This window comes from Variovorax sp. P2_H12 (assembly GCF_056403395.1).
This window is the reverse complement of sequence record NZ_JBFUFO010000026.1, coordinates 36,537-57,725: the sequence shown is the minus strand read 5'-3', so window position 1 is coordinate 57,725 and position 21,189 is coordinate 36,537. Positions and strand designations below refer to the sequence as shown.

At 68.0% G+C, this 21,189-nt stretch carries 18 protein-coding genes; 8 read left to right on the top strand and 10 right to left on the bottom strand.

Annotated elements, in window-relative coordinates:
- Nucleotides 1-10: 10 nt before the first annotated feature.
- The 8 genes from AC1DYK_RS20695 to AC1DYK_RS20660 form a co-directional block, all read right to left on the bottom strand.
- Nucleotides 11-439: a MaoC family dehydratase gene (locus tag AC1DYK_RS20695; RefSeq protein WP_478168011.1), complete on the bottom strand. Its 429-nt coding sequence runs from the start codon at nucleotides 437-439 to the stop codon at nucleotides 11-13.
- A gap of 11 nt (nucleotides 440-450) precedes the next feature.
- Nucleotides 451-909: a MaoC family dehydratase N-terminal domain-containing protein gene (locus AC1DYK_RS20690; RefSeq protein WP_478168042.1), complete on the bottom strand. Its 459-nt coding sequence runs from the start codon at nucleotides 907-909 to the stop codon at nucleotides 451-453.
- Nucleotides 910-931: 22 nt separating this feature from the next.
- Nucleotides 932-2,143, bottom strand: coding sequence for a CaiB/BaiF CoA transferase family protein (locus tag AC1DYK_RS20685; RefSeq protein WP_478168010.1), 1,212 nt, complete (start codon nucleotides 2,141-2,143; stop codon nucleotides 932-934).
- A 35-nt stretch (nucleotides 2,144-2,178) separates the two neighbouring features.
- Entirely contained in the window at nucleotides 2,179-3,060 is an 882-nt protein-coding gene (locus AC1DYK_RS20680; RefSeq protein WP_478168009.1) for a tripartite tricarboxylate transporter substrate binding protein, read from the bottom strand.
- A 327-nt stretch (nucleotides 3,061-3,387) separates the two neighbouring features.
- The gene (locus AC1DYK_RS20675; RefSeq protein WP_478168008.1) at nucleotides 3,388-4,512 is read right to left on the bottom strand and encodes an acyl-CoA dehydrogenase family protein; all 1,125 of its coding nucleotides are present in this window, start codon (nucleotides 4,510-4,512) and stop codon (nucleotides 3,388-3,390) included.
- A 10-nt stretch (nucleotides 4,513-4,522) separates the two neighbouring features.
- Complete coding sequence (locus AC1DYK_RS20670; protein ID WP_478168007.1) at nucleotides 4,523-5,716, bottom strand: acyl-CoA dehydrogenase family protein; 1,194 nt, start codon at nucleotides 5,714-5,716, stop codon at nucleotides 4,523-4,525.
- A 24-nt stretch (nucleotides 5,717-5,740) separates the two neighbouring features.
- Nucleotides 5,741-6,898, bottom strand: a complete 1,158-nt coding sequence (locus AC1DYK_RS20665; RefSeq protein ID WP_478168006.1) for a thiolase — start codon at nucleotides 6,896-6,898, stop codon at nucleotides 5,741-5,743.
- Nucleotides 6,895-7,272 (bottom strand): Zn-ribbon domain-containing OB-fold protein, encoded by a 378-nt coding sequence (locus AC1DYK_RS20660; RefSeq protein WP_478168005.1) that lies wholly within the window; start codon nucleotides 7,270-7,272, stop codon nucleotides 6,895-6,897. Before AC1DYK_RS20660 ends, AC1DYK_RS20665 begins: the two co-directional genes overlap by 4 nt.
- 117 nt (nucleotides 7,273-7,389) lie before the next feature.
- On the opposite strand from AC1DYK_RS20660, the gene AC1DYK_RS20655 reads away from it, so the two are divergent.
- The 8 genes from AC1DYK_RS20655 to AC1DYK_RS20620 all read left to right on the top strand — a co-directional run bounded on the left by AC1DYK_RS20655 (nucleotide 7,390) and on the right by AC1DYK_RS20620 (nucleotide 19,049).
- The gene (locus AC1DYK_RS20655) at nucleotides 7,390-8,157 is read left to right on the top strand and encodes an IclR family transcriptional regulator (protein WP_478168004.1); all 768 of its coding nucleotides are present in this window, start codon (nucleotides 7,390-7,392) and stop codon (nucleotides 8,155-8,157) included.
- Nucleotides 8,158-8,355: 198 nt separating this feature from the next.
- Nucleotides 8,356-10,506 (top strand): acetate--CoA ligase family protein, encoded by a 2,151-nt coding sequence (locus AC1DYK_RS20650; protein WP_478168003.1) that lies wholly within the window; start codon nucleotides 8,356-8,358, stop codon nucleotides 10,504-10,506.
- Nucleotides 10,507-10,516: 10 nt separating this feature from the next.
- Nucleotides 10,517-12,130 (top strand): acyl-CoA carboxylase subunit beta, encoded by a 1,614-nt coding sequence (locus AC1DYK_RS20645; RefSeq protein ID WP_478168002.1) that lies wholly within the window; start codon nucleotides 10,517-10,519, stop codon nucleotides 12,128-12,130.
- A 25-nt stretch (nucleotides 12,131-12,155) separates the two neighbouring features.
- Complete coding sequence (locus AC1DYK_RS20640) at nucleotides 12,156-13,313, top strand: acyl-CoA dehydrogenase family protein (RefSeq protein ID WP_478156306.1); 1,158 nt, start codon at nucleotides 12,156-12,158, stop codon at nucleotides 13,311-13,313.
- Between the two features lie 20 nt (nucleotides 13,314-13,333).
- Entirely contained in the window at nucleotides 13,334-14,233 is a 900-nt protein-coding gene (locus AC1DYK_RS20635; protein WP_478168001.1) for an enoyl-CoA hydratase/isomerase family protein, read from the top strand.
- Nucleotides 14,230-16,227: an acetyl/propionyl/methylcrotonyl-CoA carboxylase subunit alpha gene (locus tag AC1DYK_RS20630; RefSeq protein ID WP_478168000.1), complete on the top strand. Its 1,998-nt coding sequence runs from the start codon at nucleotides 14,230-14,232 to the stop codon at nucleotides 16,225-16,227. Before AC1DYK_RS20635 ends, AC1DYK_RS20630 begins: the two co-directional genes overlap by 4 nt.
- Nucleotides 16,224-18,020, top strand: coding sequence for an acyclic terpene utilization AtuA family protein (locus AC1DYK_RS20625; protein ID WP_478167999.1), 1,797 nt, complete (start codon nucleotides 16,224-16,226; stop codon nucleotides 18,018-18,020). The genes AC1DYK_RS20630 and AC1DYK_RS20625 overlap by 4 nt, the downstream gene beginning before the upstream one ends.
- A gap of 33 nt (nucleotides 18,021-18,053) precedes the next feature.
- On the top strand, nucleotides 18,054-19,049 hold the full coding sequence (locus AC1DYK_RS20620) for a Bug family tripartite tricarboxylate transporter substrate binding protein (protein ID WP_478167998.1): 996 nt from the start codon (nucleotides 18,054-18,056) through the stop codon (nucleotides 19,047-19,049).
- 60 nt (nucleotides 19,050-19,109) lie between these two features.
- Here AC1DYK_RS20620 and AC1DYK_RS20615 read toward each other — a convergent pair whose 3' ends face one another.
- Together AC1DYK_RS20615 and AC1DYK_RS20610 are read right to left on the bottom strand one after the other, a co-directional pair.
- Nucleotides 19,110-19,511: a hypothetical protein gene (locus tag AC1DYK_RS20615; RefSeq protein ID WP_478167997.1), complete on the bottom strand. Its 402-nt coding sequence runs from the start codon at nucleotides 19,509-19,511 to the stop codon at nucleotides 19,110-19,112.
- 75 nt (nucleotides 19,512-19,586) lie between these two features.
- Nucleotides 19,587-21,161, bottom strand: a complete 1,575-nt coding sequence (locus AC1DYK_RS20610; RefSeq protein WP_478167996.1) for an ABC transporter substrate-binding protein — start codon at nucleotides 21,159-21,161, stop codon at nucleotides 19,587-19,589.
- Nucleotides 21,162-21,189 lie beyond the last annotated feature (28 nt).

The following is a 21,189-nucleotide window of genomic DNA, read 5'->3' as shown; positions in this document are numbered from 1 at the left end:
TCGCGCTACGTCATTCGGGCAGTGCCACCCAGGCTTCCCCTGTCAGCCGGATCTCGCCGGCTTGGTTGCTCGTGCTCACGGCCAGGCGCACGCAGGCTTCGCCTTGGAGGTGGATTTTTTCGATCACGCGGCCCCGGCAGTGGATGACATCGCCGAGCTGCGTGATCGCCGTGAATCGCACGTTGTAGCGGCGGATTCGCTCCTGGGGCACCCAGTCGGTCAGCAGGCGTGCCAGCCAGGCCATCGAGAGCATGCCTTGCGCGAACACGTCGGACATGCCGGCCGCGCGTGCGAAGTCCAGGTCCACGTGGATCGGGTTGTGGTCACCGGAGGCGCCGCAGTACAGGGCCAGGTCGAGTCTGGATACCGGTGGCAGCGCCAGGACGGGAAGCTCGTCGCCCACCTGCACGTCGGCAAAACGCAAATTGAAGCGATTCATGACACGCGCTTTCAAGCCGGCGCTTCGTCGGTGACACGAGAGACCGTCAAGCAGCGCAGCTCGGCGACCAGCCCACCGTGCTGGTTCGTCACCCGGGTGTGGCGAACCGCGAAGCGCAGGGCACCGCCCTTCTTCTCGTACAGGTCATCGATGCGTGGCTCGAAGGTCAGCGTGTCACCCGCGAATGCCATCGCGTGGTATTCGAAGTGCTGCTCGCCGTGCAGCACGTTGCGGTAGTCCAGCCCGACCAGGTTGCGGAAGGCGGCCGGATCGGGCGCGTCCGACTCCAGGCAGAACAGGAATGTCGGCGGCACCGGGAGGGCCGGATGGCCGGCGCGCCGAGCCGCCTCGGCGTCCCGGTACACGGGGTCCTGCTGTCCGGTGGCTTTGGCGAAAAATCGCAGGCGGCCGGCCTCCACCAGGATGCTGAACGGCGGCAGGCGATGGCCGATGAGCTTGCTCGCATTCATTCGCCGTGCGCCCGCTTCGCCTTCAAAGGATAGCCTGCTCACGCAGCGCGCGCAGCGCGGCGTCATCGACCCCAAGCTCCTCGCGCAGGATCTCGTCCGTGTGCTCGCCCAGTCGCGGCGATGGACGATGCAGCACCGGCGTGTCCGAAAACCGCAGCGGGCTACGCACCACCGGATAGCTGCCACCACAAGGCAGCGTCACATTCTGTACCAGGCCTCTGTGACGCACCTGAGCGTCGGCGAACACGTCGGCCAGGTCGTTGATCGGCCCGCCGGGAACCGCCGCATCCGACAGCCGCCCGACCACCTCAGCACGCGTCAGCGATGCGAGCGCCTGGGCCAGTTCGGCATAAAGTTCCGGGGCGTTGGCGACGCGGCCGGCATTGTTGGAGAATCGCGCATCCTGTGCGAGGCCCGGCCGTTCGAGTGCCTCGCACATGGCCTTGAACTGGTGATTGTTGCCGGCCGCGATGATCACCGAGCCGTCGCGGCAAGGCAGCACGGTCGATGGCGCAGCGATCGGGTTGGTATTGCCGGCGCGTCGTGGCACGGGGCCGCCCATCAGGTACCCCTGCGCCAGGTGCCCATTGAATGCAACGGCAGTGTCGAGGAGCGTGGCCTCGACGTACTGCCCCTGGCCGGTCCGCTCGCGGTGGTAGAGCGCGCTCACGATCGCCAAGGCGGCGTAGTGCCCGGTCGTGAGGTCGATCATCGGCACCGAAGTGCGCATCGGTTCGCCGTCCGGTTCGCCGCAGGTGCTCATGAGTCCCGACAGGCCCTGCGCGATGAAATCGTAGGCAGGGCGGCTGGCGTAGGGGCCATCCTGGCCGAAGCCGGTGACGGAGCAATACACCAGTCGCGGATTCTCCGCGCGCAGGCGTGCCTCGTCGAGGCCGTAGCGTTTCAGCGTGCCCGCCTTGTAGTTCTCGATCAGCACATCGCAACGTTGCGCCAGCTGCCGCACGATGTCTGCGCCGCGCTCGGTGGCGATGTCGATGGTGATGCTCTTCTTGCCGCGGTTGTAGGCATGGAAGGCCGCAGACTCCTTGGCACCTGCAGCCTCTGAATGAGGCGAAGCCACGTACGGACCGAGTTGCCGAAGTTCATCGCCCTGCCCCGGCCGCTCCACCTTGTAGACGGTGGCGCCCATGTCGGCCAGGGTCTGGGCGGCGATCGGACCTGCAATGGCTCGGGACAGGTCGAGCACCTTGATGTGGGAAAAGATTGCGGACATTGCAGCTCCTGGGCTTGTCTGTCGACGCGGGTCAGTCAGTCGATCTTGATGTTGCGCTCGCGGATCACCCGGCCCCAGCGCGCGTAGTCGTTTCGCACGATGGTGGAGAACGCAGCCGGGCTGGTGCCCGTCATGGTGAAGCCGAACTCCTGCATGCGCTTTCTCAGATCCGGCTGCGACAGGACGGTGCCGACATCCCGCGACATCTTCTCCACGTTCGCGCGTGGCGTATTCGACGGCACGAACAAGCCCAGCCAGCCAAGCGCCTCCAGGCCCGCGCCGGTGTATCCGGCTTCGGGGAACGTCGGTGTGTCGGGGGCTTGGTCCGAACGGACCGGGCCCGTCACCGCCAAGGGAACCAGCTTGCCCGAGGTGATGTAGTTGGCTGAACCTGCAGCGCCCATCATGACGGCCGCGATCTGCCCGCCCATAAGGTCGCTCAGTGCGGGCCGCTCGCCCTTGTAGGGGACATGCAGGAGCTTGATCTTGGCCGCATCCTGGAACATCTCCATGTAGAGGTGACCCGCCGAGCCCGCACCGAAGGAGCCGAACGCAAGTTCCCCCGGCTTGGCCCTGGCGAGCGCCACGAACTCGGACAGATTCTTTGCGGGCACCGACGGATTGACCGCAAAGAGCATCGGCAGCGTCGCGAGCTGGGAGACCGGGGCGAAGTCCTTGAGGGCGTCGTAGGAGACCTTGCTGAGATGCGGCACCTGCACGAATGCCGTGACGGCCAGCAGAACGGTGTAGCCGTCGGGTTCTGCCCGAGCGACCGAGTCCGCTGCAACGGCGCCGGATGCACCGGGCTTGTTCTCGATGATCACCGGCTGCTGCCAGATCTTCGAGAGCCGCTCGCCGATCGCCCTCATCATCACATCGGACGAGCCTCCGGCGGCGAAGGGTGCCACGATCTTCACCGGCTTGCTTGGAAAGCTGTCCGACTGCGCCAGCACGGCACCGCATGCCGTGGCCAGCGCAGCGCTCGTGCACAACGAAATCAGGAATCGACGTTTCAGTTTGGGCATCTCAGGGTCTCCTTTTTATTTGATGGATGAAGGCGCTCGCGAAGGTCGCGCGCGCCATCCAATTCATTTCAAGGGAGAATTCCTGATCGTCCAAGCGGCGAACGGCGCTTTGTCCACGATGTGGGCCATTTGCTCGCCTGCCCGGCGAACCGCCCTCTTTCGGAGCCTTTGCTGGCCCTTCAGTGCGGGCTTGCGCGCCGAGTCTTTCCGCAAGGGGCGTCAGGGCTCGAGGAGCTCGGCATAGCGCGCCAGCTGGCTGTCGCTGTCGCCCAGCAGCGGATCGAGCATCGTCAAGCGCTTGAAGTAGTCGCCCACGGCCAGCTCGTCGGTCATGCCCATGCCGCCATGCAGTTGCACCGCCTGCTGCCCCACGAAGCGGCCGGCCTTGGCCATCATGAACTTGGCCGCCGCCAGCATCCGCCGGCGCCGGGCCGGGTCCGGCTCATCCAGCGCCTGGGCCGCCACATGCGCCATCGAGACGGCCAGTTCCTTCTGCACCAGCATGTCGGCCATGCGATGCTGCAACGCCTGGTAGCTGCCGAGCGGCCGACCGAACTGCTGGCGGGTGCGCAGGTAGTCGCCGGTCAGCTCGATCAGGCGCTCCATCGCACCGCCGGCCTCGGCGCACAGGGCGGCGATGCCATGGTCGAGGCCCGATTCCAGCACCGCCATGCCGCTGCCGACGGCACCCACGCGGCACTCGGCGGGCAGCGACACCTCCTGCAGCGACAGGTCGCAGGCACGCAGGCCATCCATGGTGGGATAGCCGCGGCAGCTCACACCCGGCGCCGTCCGGGGCACGAGAAACACGGCGATGCCAGCGTCGTCCACACGCGCGGTCACGAGCATTGCGTCAGCCGCCTCGCCATGCCAGACCAGGGTCTTGTGACCGCTCAGGCGATAGCCCTGCGGGGTGGGCGAGGCCGTGGTGGCGATGTCGCCGTCGGCCTCGCGCTGGCCCGGCTCCAGATACGCCAGGGTGACGATGCGTTCGCCGGCCGCCATGGCGGTCAACCACTCGGCCTTCTGTTCTTCGCTGCCATGGGCCTGAAGCATGGCGGTGGCCATCACGGCGCTCGGCGTCACCGGCTCCAGCAACAGGGCGCGACCCAGTTCGTGCTGCACCACCATCAGGCTGGCGGCGCCTTCGCCGAACCCGCCGTACTGCGGCGCCACGCAAAGCCCCAGCACGCCCAGCTCCGCCAGCGCGCGCCAGGTCGCGCGGCTGAAACTGCCGCCGCCTCGGGCCGAGCGCCGACGCTGCTCGAAGCCGTATTCGCTTTCCAGGTAGCGCCGCAGGCTGTCGGCCAGCATGCGCTGCTCTTCACTTCGTTGAAAGTCCATGATTCCCCCTTCAGAACCCAAGGATCATCTTGGCGATGATGTTCTTCTGCACCTCGGTGGTCCCGCCGTAGATCGTGGTCTTGCGTGCATCGAAGTAGGTCGCGGTCGACGGCGCGGCCCAGTCGGGCGCGTCGATGCCGGGCTGCTGTCCGGCCTCCAGCCACTGCGGGTCGAATGGCCAGGCGCAGGGGCCGGCGAGCTCCATCTGCAGCATGGCCAGATCCTGCTGAATCTCGGAGCCGCGGATCTTGAGGATGGACGCTTCCGGGCCCGGCCCCTTGCCGCCGTCCTCGGCAGCGACCCGCAACAGCAGCATTTCGAGTGCCATGACTTCCATCTCGATGCGCGCGATCTTGTCGCGCATGCGCGGCGACTCGAACATCGAGCCGCCTTTGCAGGGCGTTGCGGCGGCAAGCTGCTTGAGGAGGTGCAGTTCGCGGTGGCAGTGGCCGATCCCCGCGATGCCGGTGCGCTCATGTCCGAGCAGGTACTTGGCATAGGTCCAGCCCTGGTTTTCCTGGCCCACCAGGTTCTCCACCGGCACCTCGACGTTTTCCAGCCAGACCTCGTTGATCTCGCGCCCGCCGTCCAGCGTCACGATGGGACGCACCGTGATGCCGGGCGACTTCATGTCGATCAGCAGCAGCGAGATGCCCTCCTGCGCCTTCACCTGCGGGTCGGTGCGGACCAGGCAGAACATCCAGTCCGCATGGTGGCCCAGGGTGTTCCAGGTCTTCTGGCCGTTGACGACATAACAGCCGCCATGGCGCACCGCGCGGGTCTTGAGCGACGCCAGGTCCGAACCCGCGCCGGGCTCGGAGTAGCCCTGGCACCAGAAGTCCAGCATCGGCGGGATCCGCGGCAGGAACCTGGCCTGCATCTGCGGGCTGGCGAACCTGATCAGCACCGGGCCGATCATCGCGAGCCCGAACGGCAGCAGGCGGGGCGCACCCGCGCGAAAGCACTCGATCTCGAAGAGGGTCCGCTGCAAGGGGTTCCACCCCGTGCCGCCGAACGCAACGGGCCAGGCCGGCGCCCCCCACCCGCGTTCGAACAGGGTGCGGTGCCAGCGCACGAAATCGTCCCGTTCAAGGCGCTGATGGGACAGCACCTTGCTCTTGATATCCAGAGGCAAGGCGGTGCGCGCGAAGGCCCTCACCTCCTCGCGAAACGCCTGCTCTTCCTCGCTGAAGCGCAAATCCATGGAATGTCTCCTGACGATGACGGACTACAAGGTGTCCTGGGTGCCGAGCACCAGGGTGGCCTGGCTGGACAACTCGCCGCCGTTGCCGTGTGCCAACGCCAGCTGCGCGTCGACCACCTGTCGGTCGCCGGCACGTCCCATCAGTTGCTCGGTGGCCTCGACCATGGTGAACAGGCCGTACATGCCCGGGTGGACGCAGGACAGCCCGCCGCCGTTGGTGTTGACCGGCAGGGCACCGCCGGGGGCGATGCGCCCACCTTCGACGAAGCTGCCGGCCTCGCCCTTCCCGCAGAAGCCCAGGTCCTCCAGGAACAGCAGGGTGTTGATGGTGAAAGCGTCGTAGAGCTCCACGACGTCGATGTCCTGCGGCCGCACGCCGGCCTGCGCGAAAGCGCGGCGCCCCGACAGCCGCGCGGCGGTGCGGGTCAGATCGGGCATGGCGCTGATTTCGCGATGCTCGGTGGCCGCGGCCGCACCCAGCAGGTACACCGGCTTTCGCACCATGTCCCTGGCCCGGTCGGCGCGCACCATCACCACGGCGGCCGCGCCGTCGGTGACCAGGCAGCAGTCGCGCACACCCAGCGGATCCGTCACCATGCGCGCGGCCAGGTAGTCGTCCATGCTCAGCGGGTCGCGCATGAACGCGTCCGGGTTGAGCTGCGCCCAGCGGCGCGCGGCCAGTGCCACCTCGCCCAGCTGTTCGCGCTTGAGCCCGTATTCGTGCTGGTAGCGCGCCGCGGCCAGGGCGTAGGCGCCCACCGGGCGTGGCATCTTGTAGGGCGTTTCGTAAGGGCTTTCGCGCATCGATTTGATCAACGCGCCGGCCGCGCTGCGCTGATTGCTGCCATAGGCGATCAAGGCCACGTCGCACTGGCCGGTGCTCAGGGCCAGGGCCGCCCACATCGCGTGCGTCATGAAGGCCGAACCGCCGGTGCGGTTGTTCTCGGTGATGCGCGGCGAGATGCCCAGGTATTCGGCCAGCCCCATGCCGGACATGAAGTCGTCCGGCAAGGCGATGAACAGGCCGTCGACGTCCTGCGGCGTGAGCCCCACCTGGTCCAGCGCCTTGAGGCTGGCGCCCACCGCCAGATCCATGGAGCTCAGGCCGGGCGACTCGCCCATGCCATGTGTTGCAGCGGCGACGATCGCCGTCTGTCCGCGCGGAAATGCGTCCTGCATCATGCGGCCTCCGAGACGGGATCGAACACCAGCAGCGGCCTGCCCTCGGCTTCGCTGATGCGGGCGCACACCGGCATGCCGATGCGCACGTCCTGCGGCGCCAGGCCTTCGACGCGGCTCAACAGGCGCGGCCCTTCCGCCAGGTCGATCAGCGCCACGTTGTAGGGCGCCTGCGGCGGCCGGGTGCGCACCACGATCGTCGAATAGACGGTGCCGCGACCCGACACCTCCACCCATTCGAGATCGCGCAGGCCGCTGCGTGGCGCGGCCACGCGCGGATAGAACACGTATTCGCCGCTGGCCCGCGAACGCTGCAACATGAATCGCCCCTGCCCCAGAAAGGCCAGGAACTCTTCCTCCAGTTGATTGGCACTCATACCGCTCTCTTGATCAGTTCAATGGGGCGGATTTCATGACAGCGCGCGCGCTTCACCAATCGAAAATGCTTCGAATGTCCATCATGTGAGCAATTTCATGCGCTACGCTTCCCGCACATGAGCCCCGCCACCCCCCCCACGACCGGCGTTCAAAGCCTCGAGCGCGCCTTCTCTCTGCTGTCTTTGCTGGCCGATCACCACGTCCACGGCATGTCGATGCGCCAGCTCATCCAGAGCACCGGCATGAGCCGCCCCACGATCCACCGCATGCTCAGTTTTCTGCTGCGCATGCACTACGCGGAGCAGGACCCCAAGACCCACGCCTATCGCCTGGGCACCGCGGCCATGCTGCTGGGCTTGCGCACGATGTCGCGCCCGCCGCTGGTGCAAACCTACCTCCCCACCATGCGGCGGCTGACGCGCCGCACCGGCGAAGGCGTGTTCCTGGGGGTGGGCATCGGCGACTACAGCTACAACCTGCACCTGGAACAGGTCCCGCCGGAGAACCCGATGTTGCGCGGCCTGGTCGGCGAAACCCGACTGCTCGGGCTGGGCATCGGCAGCCTGGCGCTGCTGGCGGCCCTGAGCGATACCGAGATCCGCCAGCACTACGCCAGGCACGAAGCGGAGTACCTGGCCAACGGCTTGAGCGCGGCGCGCATCCTGACCGGCATCGAGCGCAGTCGCCGGCTGGGCTACACCCTGGCTGCCGGGTTCGGCGTCGCCGGTGCCGGCTATGCCTTCGAGGTTCCGTTGTCAGGCCTGGCGACCATCACCGTGGTCTCGCCGCGGGCACGCATGCCCCTGGCGCGACGCCACCAGATCGCGACGCTGATCGTCGAAGAAGTGAAGGCGCAGCAGCGCCTGACAGCCGAAGCCGCCTGAGCGGGCCTCGGGCCTCCATCGCGACCGCGAAGCACCCGGCAGATCCGGCCGGAGGCAAGCCACACGCGGGGGCGGCAACCGCCCGACCTGGGGTTTCCCCGGAGGCGTGCCCTTCGCACCCACGAATCCGTCCACATCATGGACAAACCGGGACGCGCAAATTGCGACTTCCCGCGCGCTGCAATGAAATCACCCCCAATGAAAAACGCCACGCCCTCCTCCATGACGCGCGTCCCGCATCGCCTCGAACCTGTGTTGAACCCGGCCTCGATCGCCATCGTCGGTGCTTCCGGCGATGCCAATCGCATCGGTGGCATTGCCATCGACCACCTCTCCAAGCTGGGCTTCGCCGGACAGGTATTTCCGATCAACCCCAAGTACCCCGAGCTGGGCGGCTACCCCTGTTATCCCGACGTCGAATCGCTGCCCATGGTGCCGGACGTGGCCGTCCTGGCGCTCGCGGTGGACGACGTGCTTCCCATGCTGGAGCGCTGCCATGCCAAGGGCATCCCCGCCGCCATGGTGTACGCCGCCGGCTACGCCGAAGTGGGCGGCGAGGGCGTGGAGCGCCAGCAGGCCCTGGTGGCGTTCGCCGAGCGCACCGGCATGCTGATCGTCGGCCCCAACTGCATGGGACTGGCCAATCTGCGCACGCGCGCCATCACGTCCTTCGTGCCCACGTTCCGGGCCTTCCCGCCCGACGACAAGCAGGGGCACGTGAGCCTGGTGACGCAAAGCGGCAGCATGTGCTCGGACATCTACGTGACCGGCTGGATGATGAACATGCGCTTCCAGCATTTCATCAACACGGGCAACGAGGCCTGCCTGGAGTTTTCCGACTACCTCGACTACCTGGCCGGCGATGACGGCACGCAGGCCATCGCCGGCTATCTGGAAGGCATCAGGAGCGGCGAGCGCTTCATCCAGGCCACGACCCGCTTGCGCCAGATGCACAAGCCGCTGATCGTGCTCAAGGCCGGCGAAAGCGACCGCGGCTCCGAGGTCACGCAGTCGCACACCGCGGCGCTGGCCGGCAACCGCGCGATCTACCGTGCGGCGTTCCGGCAGCTCGGGGTCATGCAAGCCCGCCATACCGTCCATCTGAGCGATCTGGCCTACCTGACGGGCTTCCTGCGCCAGCGTCGCGTCGGCTCACGCGTGGTGGTGGCCTCCATCTCCGGCGCCATGGGCGCCGTGACCGCGGACCTGCTCAGCGCGCAAGACCTGCAGCTGCCGAACCTGTCCGAGGCCAGTCAGCGCAAGCTGCTCGCCACCGTGCCGGGCATCGCCATGGTGTGCAACCCGGTCGACATGACCGGCCAGCTGTTCAGCCGCAGCCGTCTCGCCACCGAAGTGCTGGACATCCTGCTGGCCGACGAAGTGGCCGATATCCTGCTGGTCTATGCCACCGGCTCCTTGTTCGAGCGCATCGCGCCCGAGCTGATCGAAGCGTCCGCGCGCACCGACAGCCTGGTCGTGGTGGTGGCCACCTCGGGCAAGCCGGAGACCAGGCAGGCCCTGGAGGACGCCGGCATTCCCGTGTTCGCCGACGCGGCCCGCGCCAGCGAAGCCCTGGGCACGCTGGTGCGCTGGACCGAAAGCGCCGCGCGCTGCGAGCATTGGGGCACGCTGCGCGCGCTCGAGCAGGCGCGTGCCCGCGAGGACCGCGCCACCTTTGCGCCGCTGGCGGCACGCAGCGACGAGCACCAGGTCAAGCAGTGGCTGGCGCAGTTCGGCGTTCCCGTGGGCGCGGCCCGCGTGGTGCGGGATGCCGCGGAAGCCAGAGCGGCGGCCGAACAGACGAGCGCCCCGCACGCGCTGAAGATCCTGAGCCCCGACATCGCCCACAAGACCGAGGTCGGCGGCGTTCGCCTCCACCTGGCAGACCCCACCGCAACCGGCCAGGCGGCGCAGCAGATGCTGGCCGACGTGGCGCGGGCCGCGCCCGACGCCGAGCTGCGCGGCATGCTGCTGCAGCCGATGGAGCAAGGCGTGTGCGAACTGATCATCGGTGTGACCCGGGACCCCGTGTTCGGCCTGTGCATGACCGTGGGGCTGGGCGGTGTGATGACCGAGCTGTTCCAGGACGTGACGCATCGACTGCTGCCGGTGGACACCGCCATGGCCCACGAGATGCTCGGCGAGCTGCGCTCCGTGCGCCTGCTGCAGGGCTTTCGCGGCAAGCCGGCCGCCGACGTGCAGGCCGCAGCCGTTGCCATCGCCGCCGTCTCGCGCGCCGCCATGGCCTGCGGCGACACGCTGGCGGAACTGGAGGTCAATCCTCTGCTGGTCAAGGCCGAGGGCCAGGGCGCAGTCGCCCTGGACGCCCTGCTGCTCACCTCCCATTGAAACGACACACATGACACCCATCGAATCGCGCATCGACCCCGTGCAGCCCGCCTTCGCCGGCCAGCGCAGCGGGATGCTGGCCCTGATCGAGCGCATGCAGCAACTGGAGCAACGCACCCGCGACGCCTCGGCCAAGGGCAAGGCCCTGTTCGACAAGCGCGGCGCCCTGCTGCCGCGCGAACGCATCGGCCGGCTGCTGGACCCCGGCGCCCCCTTCCTGGAGCTCGGCAACATGGCCGGCTACTGCGCCGAGGGCGAAGACCCCGAGACCTCGGTGCCGGGCGGCGGACAGATCGTGGGCATCGGGTTCGTGTCGGGCGTGCGCTGCGTGGTGGCGGCCTCCGATTCCAGCATCAACGCCGGGGCCTATGTGGACGCCGGCAGCAAGAAGCTGCTTCGGGCCCAGGACATCGCGCTGGAGAACCGCCTGCCCTTCATCCACCTGGTGGAATCGGCCGGCGCCAACCTGCGCAGCTACCGGGTCGAGCGCTTCATCCGCGGCGGCAGCCTGTTCTTCAACCTGGCCCGGTTGTCTGCCGCAGGCCTGCCGGTCGTGACCGTGGTGCACGGCTCGTCGACCGCCGGCGGCGCCTACATGCCGGGCCTTTCCGACTATGTCGTCATGGTGCGCAATCGCGCCCGTGCCTTCCTGGCCGGCCCGCCGCTGCTCAAGGCCGCCACCGGGGAGATCGCCAACGACGAGGAGCTGGGCGGCGCCGACATGCACGCCAGCGTCAGCGGCCTGGCCGAGTACGTGGGCGAGGACGATGCGCACGCCATCGCCATCGCGCGCGACATCCTGGCGGCGCTCGACTGGCCGGCCGACGCGTCGCCCCTCATCGGGCTCCCGCCTCAACTCGACCCCGACGAGCTCGCCGGCGTGATGCCGCTCGACGTCAAGAAGCCGATCGACATGCGGGAGGTGATCGGACGCATCGTCGACGACTCCGCCTGGCTGCCCTTCAAGCCCGACTACGGCCTGTCCACCCTGTGCGCCCATGCGCGCATCGAGGGCCATGCGGTCGGCTTCATCACCAACAACGGCCCGATCGACCCGGCCGGCGCGACCAAGGCGGCCCAGTTCATCCAGCTGTGCAACCAGTCGGGCACGCCGCTCGTCTTCATGCAGAACACCACCGGCTTCATCGTCGGCAAGACCTCCGAAGAGGCCGGCATGATCAAGCACGGCTCCAAGATGATCCAGGCGCTGTCCAACTCGAAGGTGCCGCACATCACCCTGTATTGCGGTGCGTCCTTCGGCGCCGGCAACTACGGCATGTGCGGTCAATCCTTCCGTCCGCGCTTCAGCTTCTGCTGGCCCAACGCGAAGACGGCCGTCATGGGCGGCGAGCAGGCCGCGATGACCATGGAGATCGTGGCGCGCCAACAAGCCGAACGCAAGGGCAAGCCGGTGGACGAGGAGGCACTGGCACGCCAGAAGGCCGAGATCATCGCCAACTTCGACGCCCAGTCGAGCGCCTTCGTGACCAGCGGCCTGATGCTCGACGACGGAATGATCGACCCCCGCAACACCCGGGCGGTGCTGGCCTTCGTGCTGGCCACCGCACGCGAAGCCGAGCAGCGCCGCACGCACGCCATGCAGTTCGGCGTCGCCCGCTTCTGACCCCATCCCCAGCAAGGACCGAGATATGTACACCGAAGAACACCGCAGCATCATGCAGAGCATCCGCCGCTTCCTGGCCAGTGAAGTGGATCCCTTCGTGGACGAATGGGAAGCCGCCGAGATCTTTCCGGCCCACGAGCTGTTCAAGAAGATGGGCCAGCTCGGCTTCCTGGGCATCACCAAGGAGGTCGAGTACGGCGGCCTGGGCCTGGACTTCAGCTACGCCGTCGCGGCCGGCGAGGCCATGGGCTATGTGCGCGCACAGGGCGTGAGCATGGGCGTGGGCGTGCAGACCGACATGGCCACGCCGGCGCTGGCCAGCTTCGGCTCGGACGCGCTCAAGCGCGAGTTCCTGGCGCCGGCGATCGCCGGCGACGTGGTGGTCAGCATCGGCGTGTCCGAGCAGGGCGCGGGCTCGGACGTGGCTTCGCTCCAGACCCGCGCGCGCCGCGACGGCGACGACTACGTGATCAGCGGCGCGAAGATGTGGATCACCAACGGCACCCAGTCCGACTGGATCTGCCTGCTGTGCAACACCTCGGACGGCCCGTCGCACAAGAACAAGTCGCTGATCATCGTGCCGCTCAAGGAGGGCGGCAAGCGCGTTCGCGGCGTGGAAGTGCAGAAGATCAAGAAGTTCGGCATGTGGTGCTCCGACACGGCACAGATCTTCTTCGACGAAGTGCGCGTTCCGGTGCGCAACCGCATCGGCGAAGAAGGCATGGGCTTCATCTACCAGATGAAGCAGTTCCAGGAAGAGCGCCTCGGCGCCGCGGCCCGCCGCCTGGCCGCCGTGCAGCTGATCGAAGAGACGGCCGACTACCTGCGGCAGCGCGTCGCGTTCGGCCGCCCGCTCTTGGACAACCAGTTCATCCAGTTCAAGCTGGCCGAACTCAAGACCGAGCTGGAAGCCCTGCGAGGCCTGGTCTACATGGCCACGCAGACCTACATCAACGGCGGCGACGTGGTCGAGCTGGCATCCATGGCCAAGCTCAAGGCCGGCCGGCTGTCGCGCGAAATCGCCGAGTGGTGCATGCAGTTCCAGGGCGGCATGGGCTACACCTGGGACAACCCGGTGTCGCGTGCCTACCGGGACTTCCGCCTGGGTTCCATCGGCGGAGGCGCCGACGAAGTGATGATGCAGGTCATCGCCAAGCAGATGGGTCTGATGGGCAAGCGCTGAGCCGGAAAGACCTCCCCATCATGGAACAACTCAGTGGCTTCCACACCCTGGTCGTGCGCCGATTGCACGGCGTGCTGTTCGTCACCCTGAACCAGCCGGCCAGCCGCAATGCGCTGGGCCCCGCGCTGGTGGCCGAACTGGCGGCGACCCTCACGCTGGCGGCGCAGGACACCGAGGTGCGCGCCCTGGTGCTGCGCGGCGCCGGCAGCATGTTCTGTGCCGGCGGCAACATCGGCGGCTTTCGCGAAGTGCTGAACGCCAAGGGCGACGACGACGGCAGCGACCCGATCGCCACCCGCAATCGCCAGTTCGGCCATTTCATGCAGCAGCTGACCGAGCTGCCGGTGCCGGTGCTGGCGGTCGTCGAAGGCGCGGCCATGGGCGGCGGCTTCGGCCTGGCCTGCGCGGCCGACCTGGTGCTGGCCACCGGCGACGCCCGCTTCGCACTGTCGGAGACCACCTTGGGCGTGATCGCCGCGCAGATCGCGCCCTTCGTCGTCGCCCGACTGGGTGCGGCGCGCACGCGCCGACTGGGACTGAGCGGCGAGCGCGTGAGCGGCGCGCAGGCACTGGCGCTGGGCCTGGTCGATGCGCTGGCGGAAGACGGCGCTGCGCTGGACGCCCTGGAAGCCCAATGGCTGACCCGCATCGGTCGCTGCGCGCCGGGCGCCAACCGTGCGTTCAAGCCCCTGGTCGCGCGCGCCGCCTCGCACGAACCGGTGACGGCCTTGCTGGACGACGCGGCCCGCGTGTTCGCGCAATGCCTGCGCAGCGAGGGCGCCGAAGGCACCCTGGCCTTCCGCGAGAAACGCGACGCCAGCTGGACCGTGCGCTTCGATGCGGACGCCGTGCGCGCCGCCCACCATTGTGGCGACGGCCCGTCGGCCGCCGCCTTCCCACTCGAAAGAACTGCTGCATGAGCGCCCAGGTCCGACCCTTTCACACCTTGCTGATCGCCAACCGTGGCGAGATCGCGATTCGCATCATGCGCACCGCGCGCCGCATGGGCTTGCGCACGATCGCCATCTATTCCGAGGCCGACCGCGGGAGCCCGCATGTCACCGAGGCCGACAGCGCCTTCTGCGTCGGTGCCGCGGCGCCGCGCACGTCCTACCTGAACATCGAGGCGATCATCGAGGCCGCGCAGCGCGGCGGCGCGGACGCGATCCACCCGGGCTACGGCTTCCTGGCCGAAAACGAGGACTTCGCCGAAGCCGTGAACCGCGCCGGCATGGTCTTCGTGGGCCCGTCGGCGCATGCCATCCGGGCGATGGGCAACAAGGCCGAGGCCAAGCGACTCATGCTGGACGCCGGCATGCCGTGCGTGCCCGGCTATCAGGGCCGCGACCAGGACGACGCCACCTTGCTCGCGGCCGCCGGGAAGATCGGTTTTCCGGTGATGGCCAAGGCCACGGCCGGCGGCGGCGGACGCGGCATGCGGCTGGTGCACGACGCGGCCGCACTGCCCGCGGCGCTGGCCAGCGCGCGCTCCGAAGCCCAGAGCGCCTTCGGCTCCAGCGAGCTGATCCTGGAGCGCGCGGTGATGGAGCCGCGGCACATCGAGATCCAGGTCTTCGCCGATGCGCACGGCCAGGTCATCCATCTCGGCGAACGCGATTGCTCGGTGCAGCGCAGACACCAGAAACTGATCGAGGAAGCCCCCTCCCCCGCCGTCACCCCAGCCCTGCGTGCGCGCATGGGACAGGCGGCCGTCAAGGCGGCGCAGGCGATCGGCTACGTGGGGGCGGGCACCATGGAATTCCTGCTCGACCGCTCGGGCGAGTTCTATTTCATGGAGATGAACACCCGCCTGCAGGTGGAGCACGCGGTCACCGAAGCCATCACGGGCCTGGACCTGGTGGAGTGGCAACTGCGGGTGGCTGCGGGCGAGCCTCTGCCGCTGAAGCAGGAGGAGGTCGTCTTCCAGGGCCACGCCATCGAAGTGCGGCTGACCGCCGAAGACGTGGCCGCCGGCTTCCTGCCCCAAGGGGGCCCGGTGCTGCGATGGCGGCCGCCCGCGCCCGGCCGCGAGGTCCGGGTGGACCACGGCCTGGTCGAAGGCGGCGCGGTGTCGCCGCACTACGACTCCATGGTCGCCAAGCTCGTGGCGCACGGCCGCACGCGTGAAGAAGCGCGTCGCAAGCTGCTGTCGGCGACGCAGGACTGCGTGCTGCTGGGCACGGCCAGCAACCAGGGTTTCCTGGCCGACTGCCTGGCCCATCCGTCCTTCGTGCAGGGCGAGGTTCACACCGGCTTCGTCGCGCAGCACATGGGCGAGGCGCTGCGCCAGCGCGAACCCGAGGCGTTCACCGTCGCAGCGGCCGCACTCGCCACGGCAGGCTGGCCGGCGAGCGGGAGCAGCCAACTGAGCCGCGCGCTCAACAACGTCGCGCTGAGCCTGGGCGACCATCGCTGGCAGGTGGAACTCCTGGCCCTCGGCGGCAGCGTGCAGGCCAGCGTGAGGCGGATCGGATCCGAGTCGCCCGGCGATCCGGCGCTGCTGCAAGTGTCGCTGCTGCGCGCCGAGGCGGACGGCCGTTGGTGGCTCGAATGCCAGGGCCAGGTGCTAGCGCTGGTGTATGCCCTCGACGGCGACAGCGTCCATCTGTTCAGCCAGGGACGGGCCTGGTGCTTCAAGCGGCCGGACCCGCGCCGGGCACGCAGCCAGGCCGGGGGCAGCGGCGCGGTGGTCGCCCCGCTGACCGCGCGCGTGGCCGCCGTCAGTGTGGCCGTGGGCGACGTGGTGGAGGCCGGCCAGACGCTGGTGGTGCTGGAGGCCATGAAGATGGAACACACGCTGACCGCGCCTTTCGCGGGTCGCATCACCGAGCTGACGGTCCAGGTCGGCAGCCAGGCCCGCGCCGGCGCCAAGCTCTCGCAGGTGGTCGCACTGACGCTGGAGGAAGCGAAATGAACGACAAGCGCAACCACGTGCGGATCGGCGGTGCCTCGGGCTTCTGGGGCGATTCGGCGACCGCCACGCCCCAATTGCTCAAGGTGCCGGGCCTGCAGTACCTGGTCTACGACTACCTGGCCGAGACCACCATGTCCATCATGTCGCGGGCGCGGACGAAAGACGCCACGCGAGGCTACGCCACCGACTTCGTGCACGAGGCCATGGCGCCGCACCTGGCCGAGATACTCCGCCTGGGCGTGCGGGTGGTCGCCAACGCGGGCGGCCTGAATCCGCAGGCCTGCTGCGACGCGCTGCTGGCCGTGGCGCAAAAGCAGGGCCTCACGCCCAAGGTGGCGGTGGTGGTCGGCGACGACGTCCTGCACGCCATGCCGGGCTGGCGCGAAGGCGGCCTGACCGACATGCACACCGGCGAGCCGCCGCCCGCCGAGCTGATGTCCGCCAACGCCTACGTCGGCGCCCAGGGCATTGCGCGCGCACTGGCCTGGGGGGCCGACATCGTGATCACCGGCCGTTGCGTGGACAGCGCGGTGGTCGTGGGGCCGCTGGTGCATGAGTTCGGCTGGAGCTGGTCCGACTGGGACCGCCTGGCCAGCGCCACCCTCGCCGGCCATGTGGTCGAATGCGGCGCCCAGGCCACCGGCGGCCTGTTCACGGACTGGGAGCAGGTTCCGGACTGGGACTGCATCGGCTATCCGGTGATCGACTGCGCGGACGACGGCAGCTTCGTGCTGTCCAAGCCCGAGGGCAGCGGCGGCTTGATTCACCCGGCCGCCGTGGCCGAGCAAGTCCTGTACGAAGTGGGCGACCCCGGGGCCTACCTGATGCCGGACGTGACCTGCGACTTCCGCCAGGTGCGCACCGAAGCCCTGGATCCGGACCATGTGCGCGTCAGCGGCGCGCGCGGCCGTGCGCCGGGCCGCGACTACAAATGCAACGGGACCTGGCTCGGCGGACACCAGATCGCACTGGCGCTGGTCATTCGGGGCATCGACGCGCCGGCCAAGGCGCGCCGGACGGCCGACGCCTTGCTGGCGCGCACGCGCCGCATGATGGCCGACAAGGGTTTCGGCGACTACACCGAGACCAGCGTCGAGCTGATCGGCTGCGAGTCGCTGTACGGTCCCAACGCCCGGCCGGTGCCGACCCGCGAGGTGATGCTGCGCGTGGCCGCGCGCCACCCCGAAGCGCGGGCCCTGCGTTTCCTGCAGCGCGAATGCGCCTCCACCGGCACCTCCATGGCCGCCGGGACGCGCGCCACGCTGTTCGGCGTGGCCGACATCCACCAGGTGGTCAAGGTGTTTTCCTTCCTGGCGCCCAAGCGCGAGGTGGCGTTGACGGTGCGGATGGGCGAGCGCGAGGAAAGCCTGGGCTGCGCGGCGCTGGAGGGGCCCCAGCATGCCGCCCCGGCGCTTCCCCCTGTCTCTCCGGCGGAACTGCCGGCCGGCCCCCGCACCGAGGTGCCGCTGGTGGCCATTGCCTGGGCCCGCAGCGGCGACAAGGGCGACGACGAGAACATCGGCGTGATCGCTCGCGACCCGCGGTTCCTGCCGCTGCTGCGCGAGCAGCTGAATCCGCACACCGTGCGCGAGTGGTTCGCGCACCTGGTCCTGGGTGCCGTGGAGCGCTTCGAGGCGCCCGGCCTGCACGCGCTGAACTTCGTGCTGCACCAGGCCCTGGGCGGCGGCGGTTCGGCCAGCCTGCGCTCCGACCCGCTGGGCAAGAGCTTCGCCCAGATGCTGCTGGATTTTCCCGTGTCCGTTCCCTCGGCCTGGCTGCCTCCCCGGCCGTGACTTTCCGAGCAATTCATAACTAAGGAGACTCCCATGAAACTTCGCAACGCATGCCGCCGGTTCGCCCGGGTTCTGGCCGCCGGTGCCCTTGGCCTGTGGGCCTGCACGGCGCCGGCGCAGCCAGGCAGCTTTCCCCAGAAGCCGGTCAAGATCGTGCTTCCCTTCGCGGCCGGCGGGGCCTCGGACGTGATGGCCCGACTGATCGCCGAGCGGCTCGGCAAGCTCTGGCAACAACCGGTGATCGTCGAGAACAAGACGGGCGCGTCGGGCATCGTGGCGGCCGAGGCGGTGACCCGGGCCGAACCGGACGGCTACACGGCGCTGCTGACCGTCACTGCGCTGGTGCAGGCGCCGGCGTTGTACGGCAAGGCCTCCTACGATCCCATCAAGGACCTGAGCCCGGTGTCGCAAGTGGCCACGATGCCCGTGACCCTCGCCGTGAGTCCGTCGGTACCCGCCAAGACCCTGAACGAATTCCTCGCCCTGGCGCGCGCCAAGCCGGGACACTATTCGTACGGCTCCTTCGGCACGGGGTCGGCCGGCCATCTCTACATGGAAATCCTCAAGGATGCGGCCAATGTGGACCTCCTGCACGTCCCCTACAAGGGGGAAATGCCCGCCATCAACGACCTGTTGAGCGGCCAGGTGTCGGCGGTCATCGTGTCGGTCCCGGGCGCCAGGCCGTTCGCCAACAGTGGAAAACTGCTCCCGGTGGCGGTCACCGGCCCGGTGCGCACGCAGCAACTGCCCGATACGCCGACTTTCGTCGAGAGCGGTTTCCGCAACCTGGGACTGGAGAGCATCGGCTGGTACGGCATGCTGCTGCCCGCCAAGACGCCCCGCGAGGTCACCGACAAGTTTTCGGTCGACCTGAACAAGGTGCTGGCCGATCCTGAATTGAAGAAGCGCATGGCGGAATACGGCATCAACCTCACCGGAACGACGCCCGACGCCTTTGCGGAGATCGTGAAGAGCGACTCGGCACGTTGGACCAAGGTGATACGCGAGAAGCACATCAAGGCCGACTGACAGAGCAGTTCCGCGAGGCGGCCGGATGGCGGCTGCCTGCGGGCCGACCGCCGGCGTGGGCTATCCGAACACCCTCGCCCATGCCGCCCGGATGCGGCGGGCGCGGTCTTCGAAGAGGTAGGAGCCGGCCAGCGTCAGCAGGCCCGACACCACCCCCGTCACGATGGCCTCGGCAAAGGGGATGTCATAGTGATTCGCGTGCGAGTAGGCGTCGCCCAGCATCGTCAAGACGCCGACGACGAGGGCATTGCCGAAACGGTTCGAGAAGAGCCTGGCCGCCGGGGTGAAGGTCAGGAGCACGGCAAGGATGCCAGTGGCCAGGCCTGTCTGCAGTGCCACCGTCCAGTGGGCAAGGCTCAGGAGATTGCCCCAGCTCCCCGGCATGCAGGTCATGCACGCGCTGGTCGGCTGCCAGAGGCGCTGGACGAACAGCCTGGCGCGGCGCTTCCAATCGCTTGACATCACTTGTTCCCCATCGATGCTCCCGCAGATTACCGCACATCCTGGTGCCAAGTGGGCCGGCCAGGTTGCGACTTCTCAACGGATGCTGATCCACCGCCATTCGAGCCAGTTGTCCGCCCGGTGGACGGCCTCGACGTTGCTGCGCATGGCCCAGGGAATCACCTGACGATGCAAAGGGATGTGGTGCACCTGTTCGTTGTGCTCGCGAAAGGCTTCCTTGATCAACTGCTCGCGCTTGAGGGGATCCGGCTCGGCCGACGATGCGGCCGCCAGTTCGTCGAGTCTCGGATTCCTGTAGTCTCCCCAGTTGTAGTAACCGACGCCGTTCTCGCCGCGTGAGCGCAGCAGGGGCGTCAACGTGACCTCGGCATCGGAGATCGCGCCACCCCAGCCCAGCATGTACATCGACACGTCCAGTTTCTCGGCCTTGGCAAAGTACTGCACCCTCGGCTGCGCGACGACCTTGACCTTGACTCCGATCTGTGCCCACATGCCTGACAACGCGATGCAGATCCGTTCGTCGTTGATGTAGCGATTGTTCGGGCAATCCAGCGTGACCTCGAAGCCCTTGGGGTAGCCAGCCTCCTCCATCAAGGCACGCGCTCGCGTCAAATCGAAGGGCAGACGCCGTTCCAGCTCCGGGTCGTTGTAGATACCCAGCGGCGACGGCGACATCGCGCCCGTGGGCCGTGCCTGGCCACGCATGATGGCGGTGCGCAAGGTCTCGATGTCCACCGCGTGATAGAGCGCCCTGCGCACGCGCACGTCCTTGAAGGGGTTGCGGCCCTTGACGGAGCTGTAGCGAAGCTCGTCTCGCCCCTGGTCCATGCCGATGAAGATGACGCGGTTCTCGACCCCGTCCACGACCTTCACGCCGCTGGCGGTGCGAAGCCGTTCGGTGTCCTGCGGCGGCGGATCGAGCAGCAGGTCCATCTCGCCCGAGAGCAGCGCGGCCGTTCGCGTCGGATCGCTCTTCACCGGCGTATAGATCACCTCCTGCACATTGCCTTCGAACTTTCCCCACCAGCTCGGGTTTCGCTTGAAGGTGGTCTTCACGTCCGGTTGCCGCGAAACGACGATGTAGGGGCCGGTCCCGTTGGCGTTCAGCGTGGTGTATTTCGTCTCGCCGCTCTTGAAGTCCTGAGTTCTGGTGGCAACGTGTTCCTCGCACCACGCCTTGCTCATGATCTGTACCAGGGCGGCATGCTCGAGGAAGATCGGATTGAACTGAGGCAGCGAAAACTCCACGGTCAGGGGGTCGATCTTGCGCACCTCGCCCAGCGCTGCGGCATACACGCGGATGCCCGATGCCTTGTCCCTCGCGCGCTCGACAGAGAACACGACATCGTCGGCCGAGAAGGTCTGGCCGCCATGAAATCTCACGTCGGGGCGCAAGGCCATACGCCATAGCGTCGGACTGATTTGCTGCCAACCGGTCGCCAATGCGGGGACGATCTTCAGGTTCTTGTCGCGGGCGACGAGCGTCTCGTAGACCTGCCCATTGATCGAGTTGGTAAACAGTTCGTTCTGGGAGTGCGGATCGAGGGTCTGCAGATCGCCTTGACTGGCCCAGCGCAAAACTTGCGCATGGGCGGCGCAACTCACGGCCAGCGCGGCGCCCATCGCAATCAGCTTGAACAAGGTCCTCATGAGCGAGATCGCTTCGTAGACTGAGTCC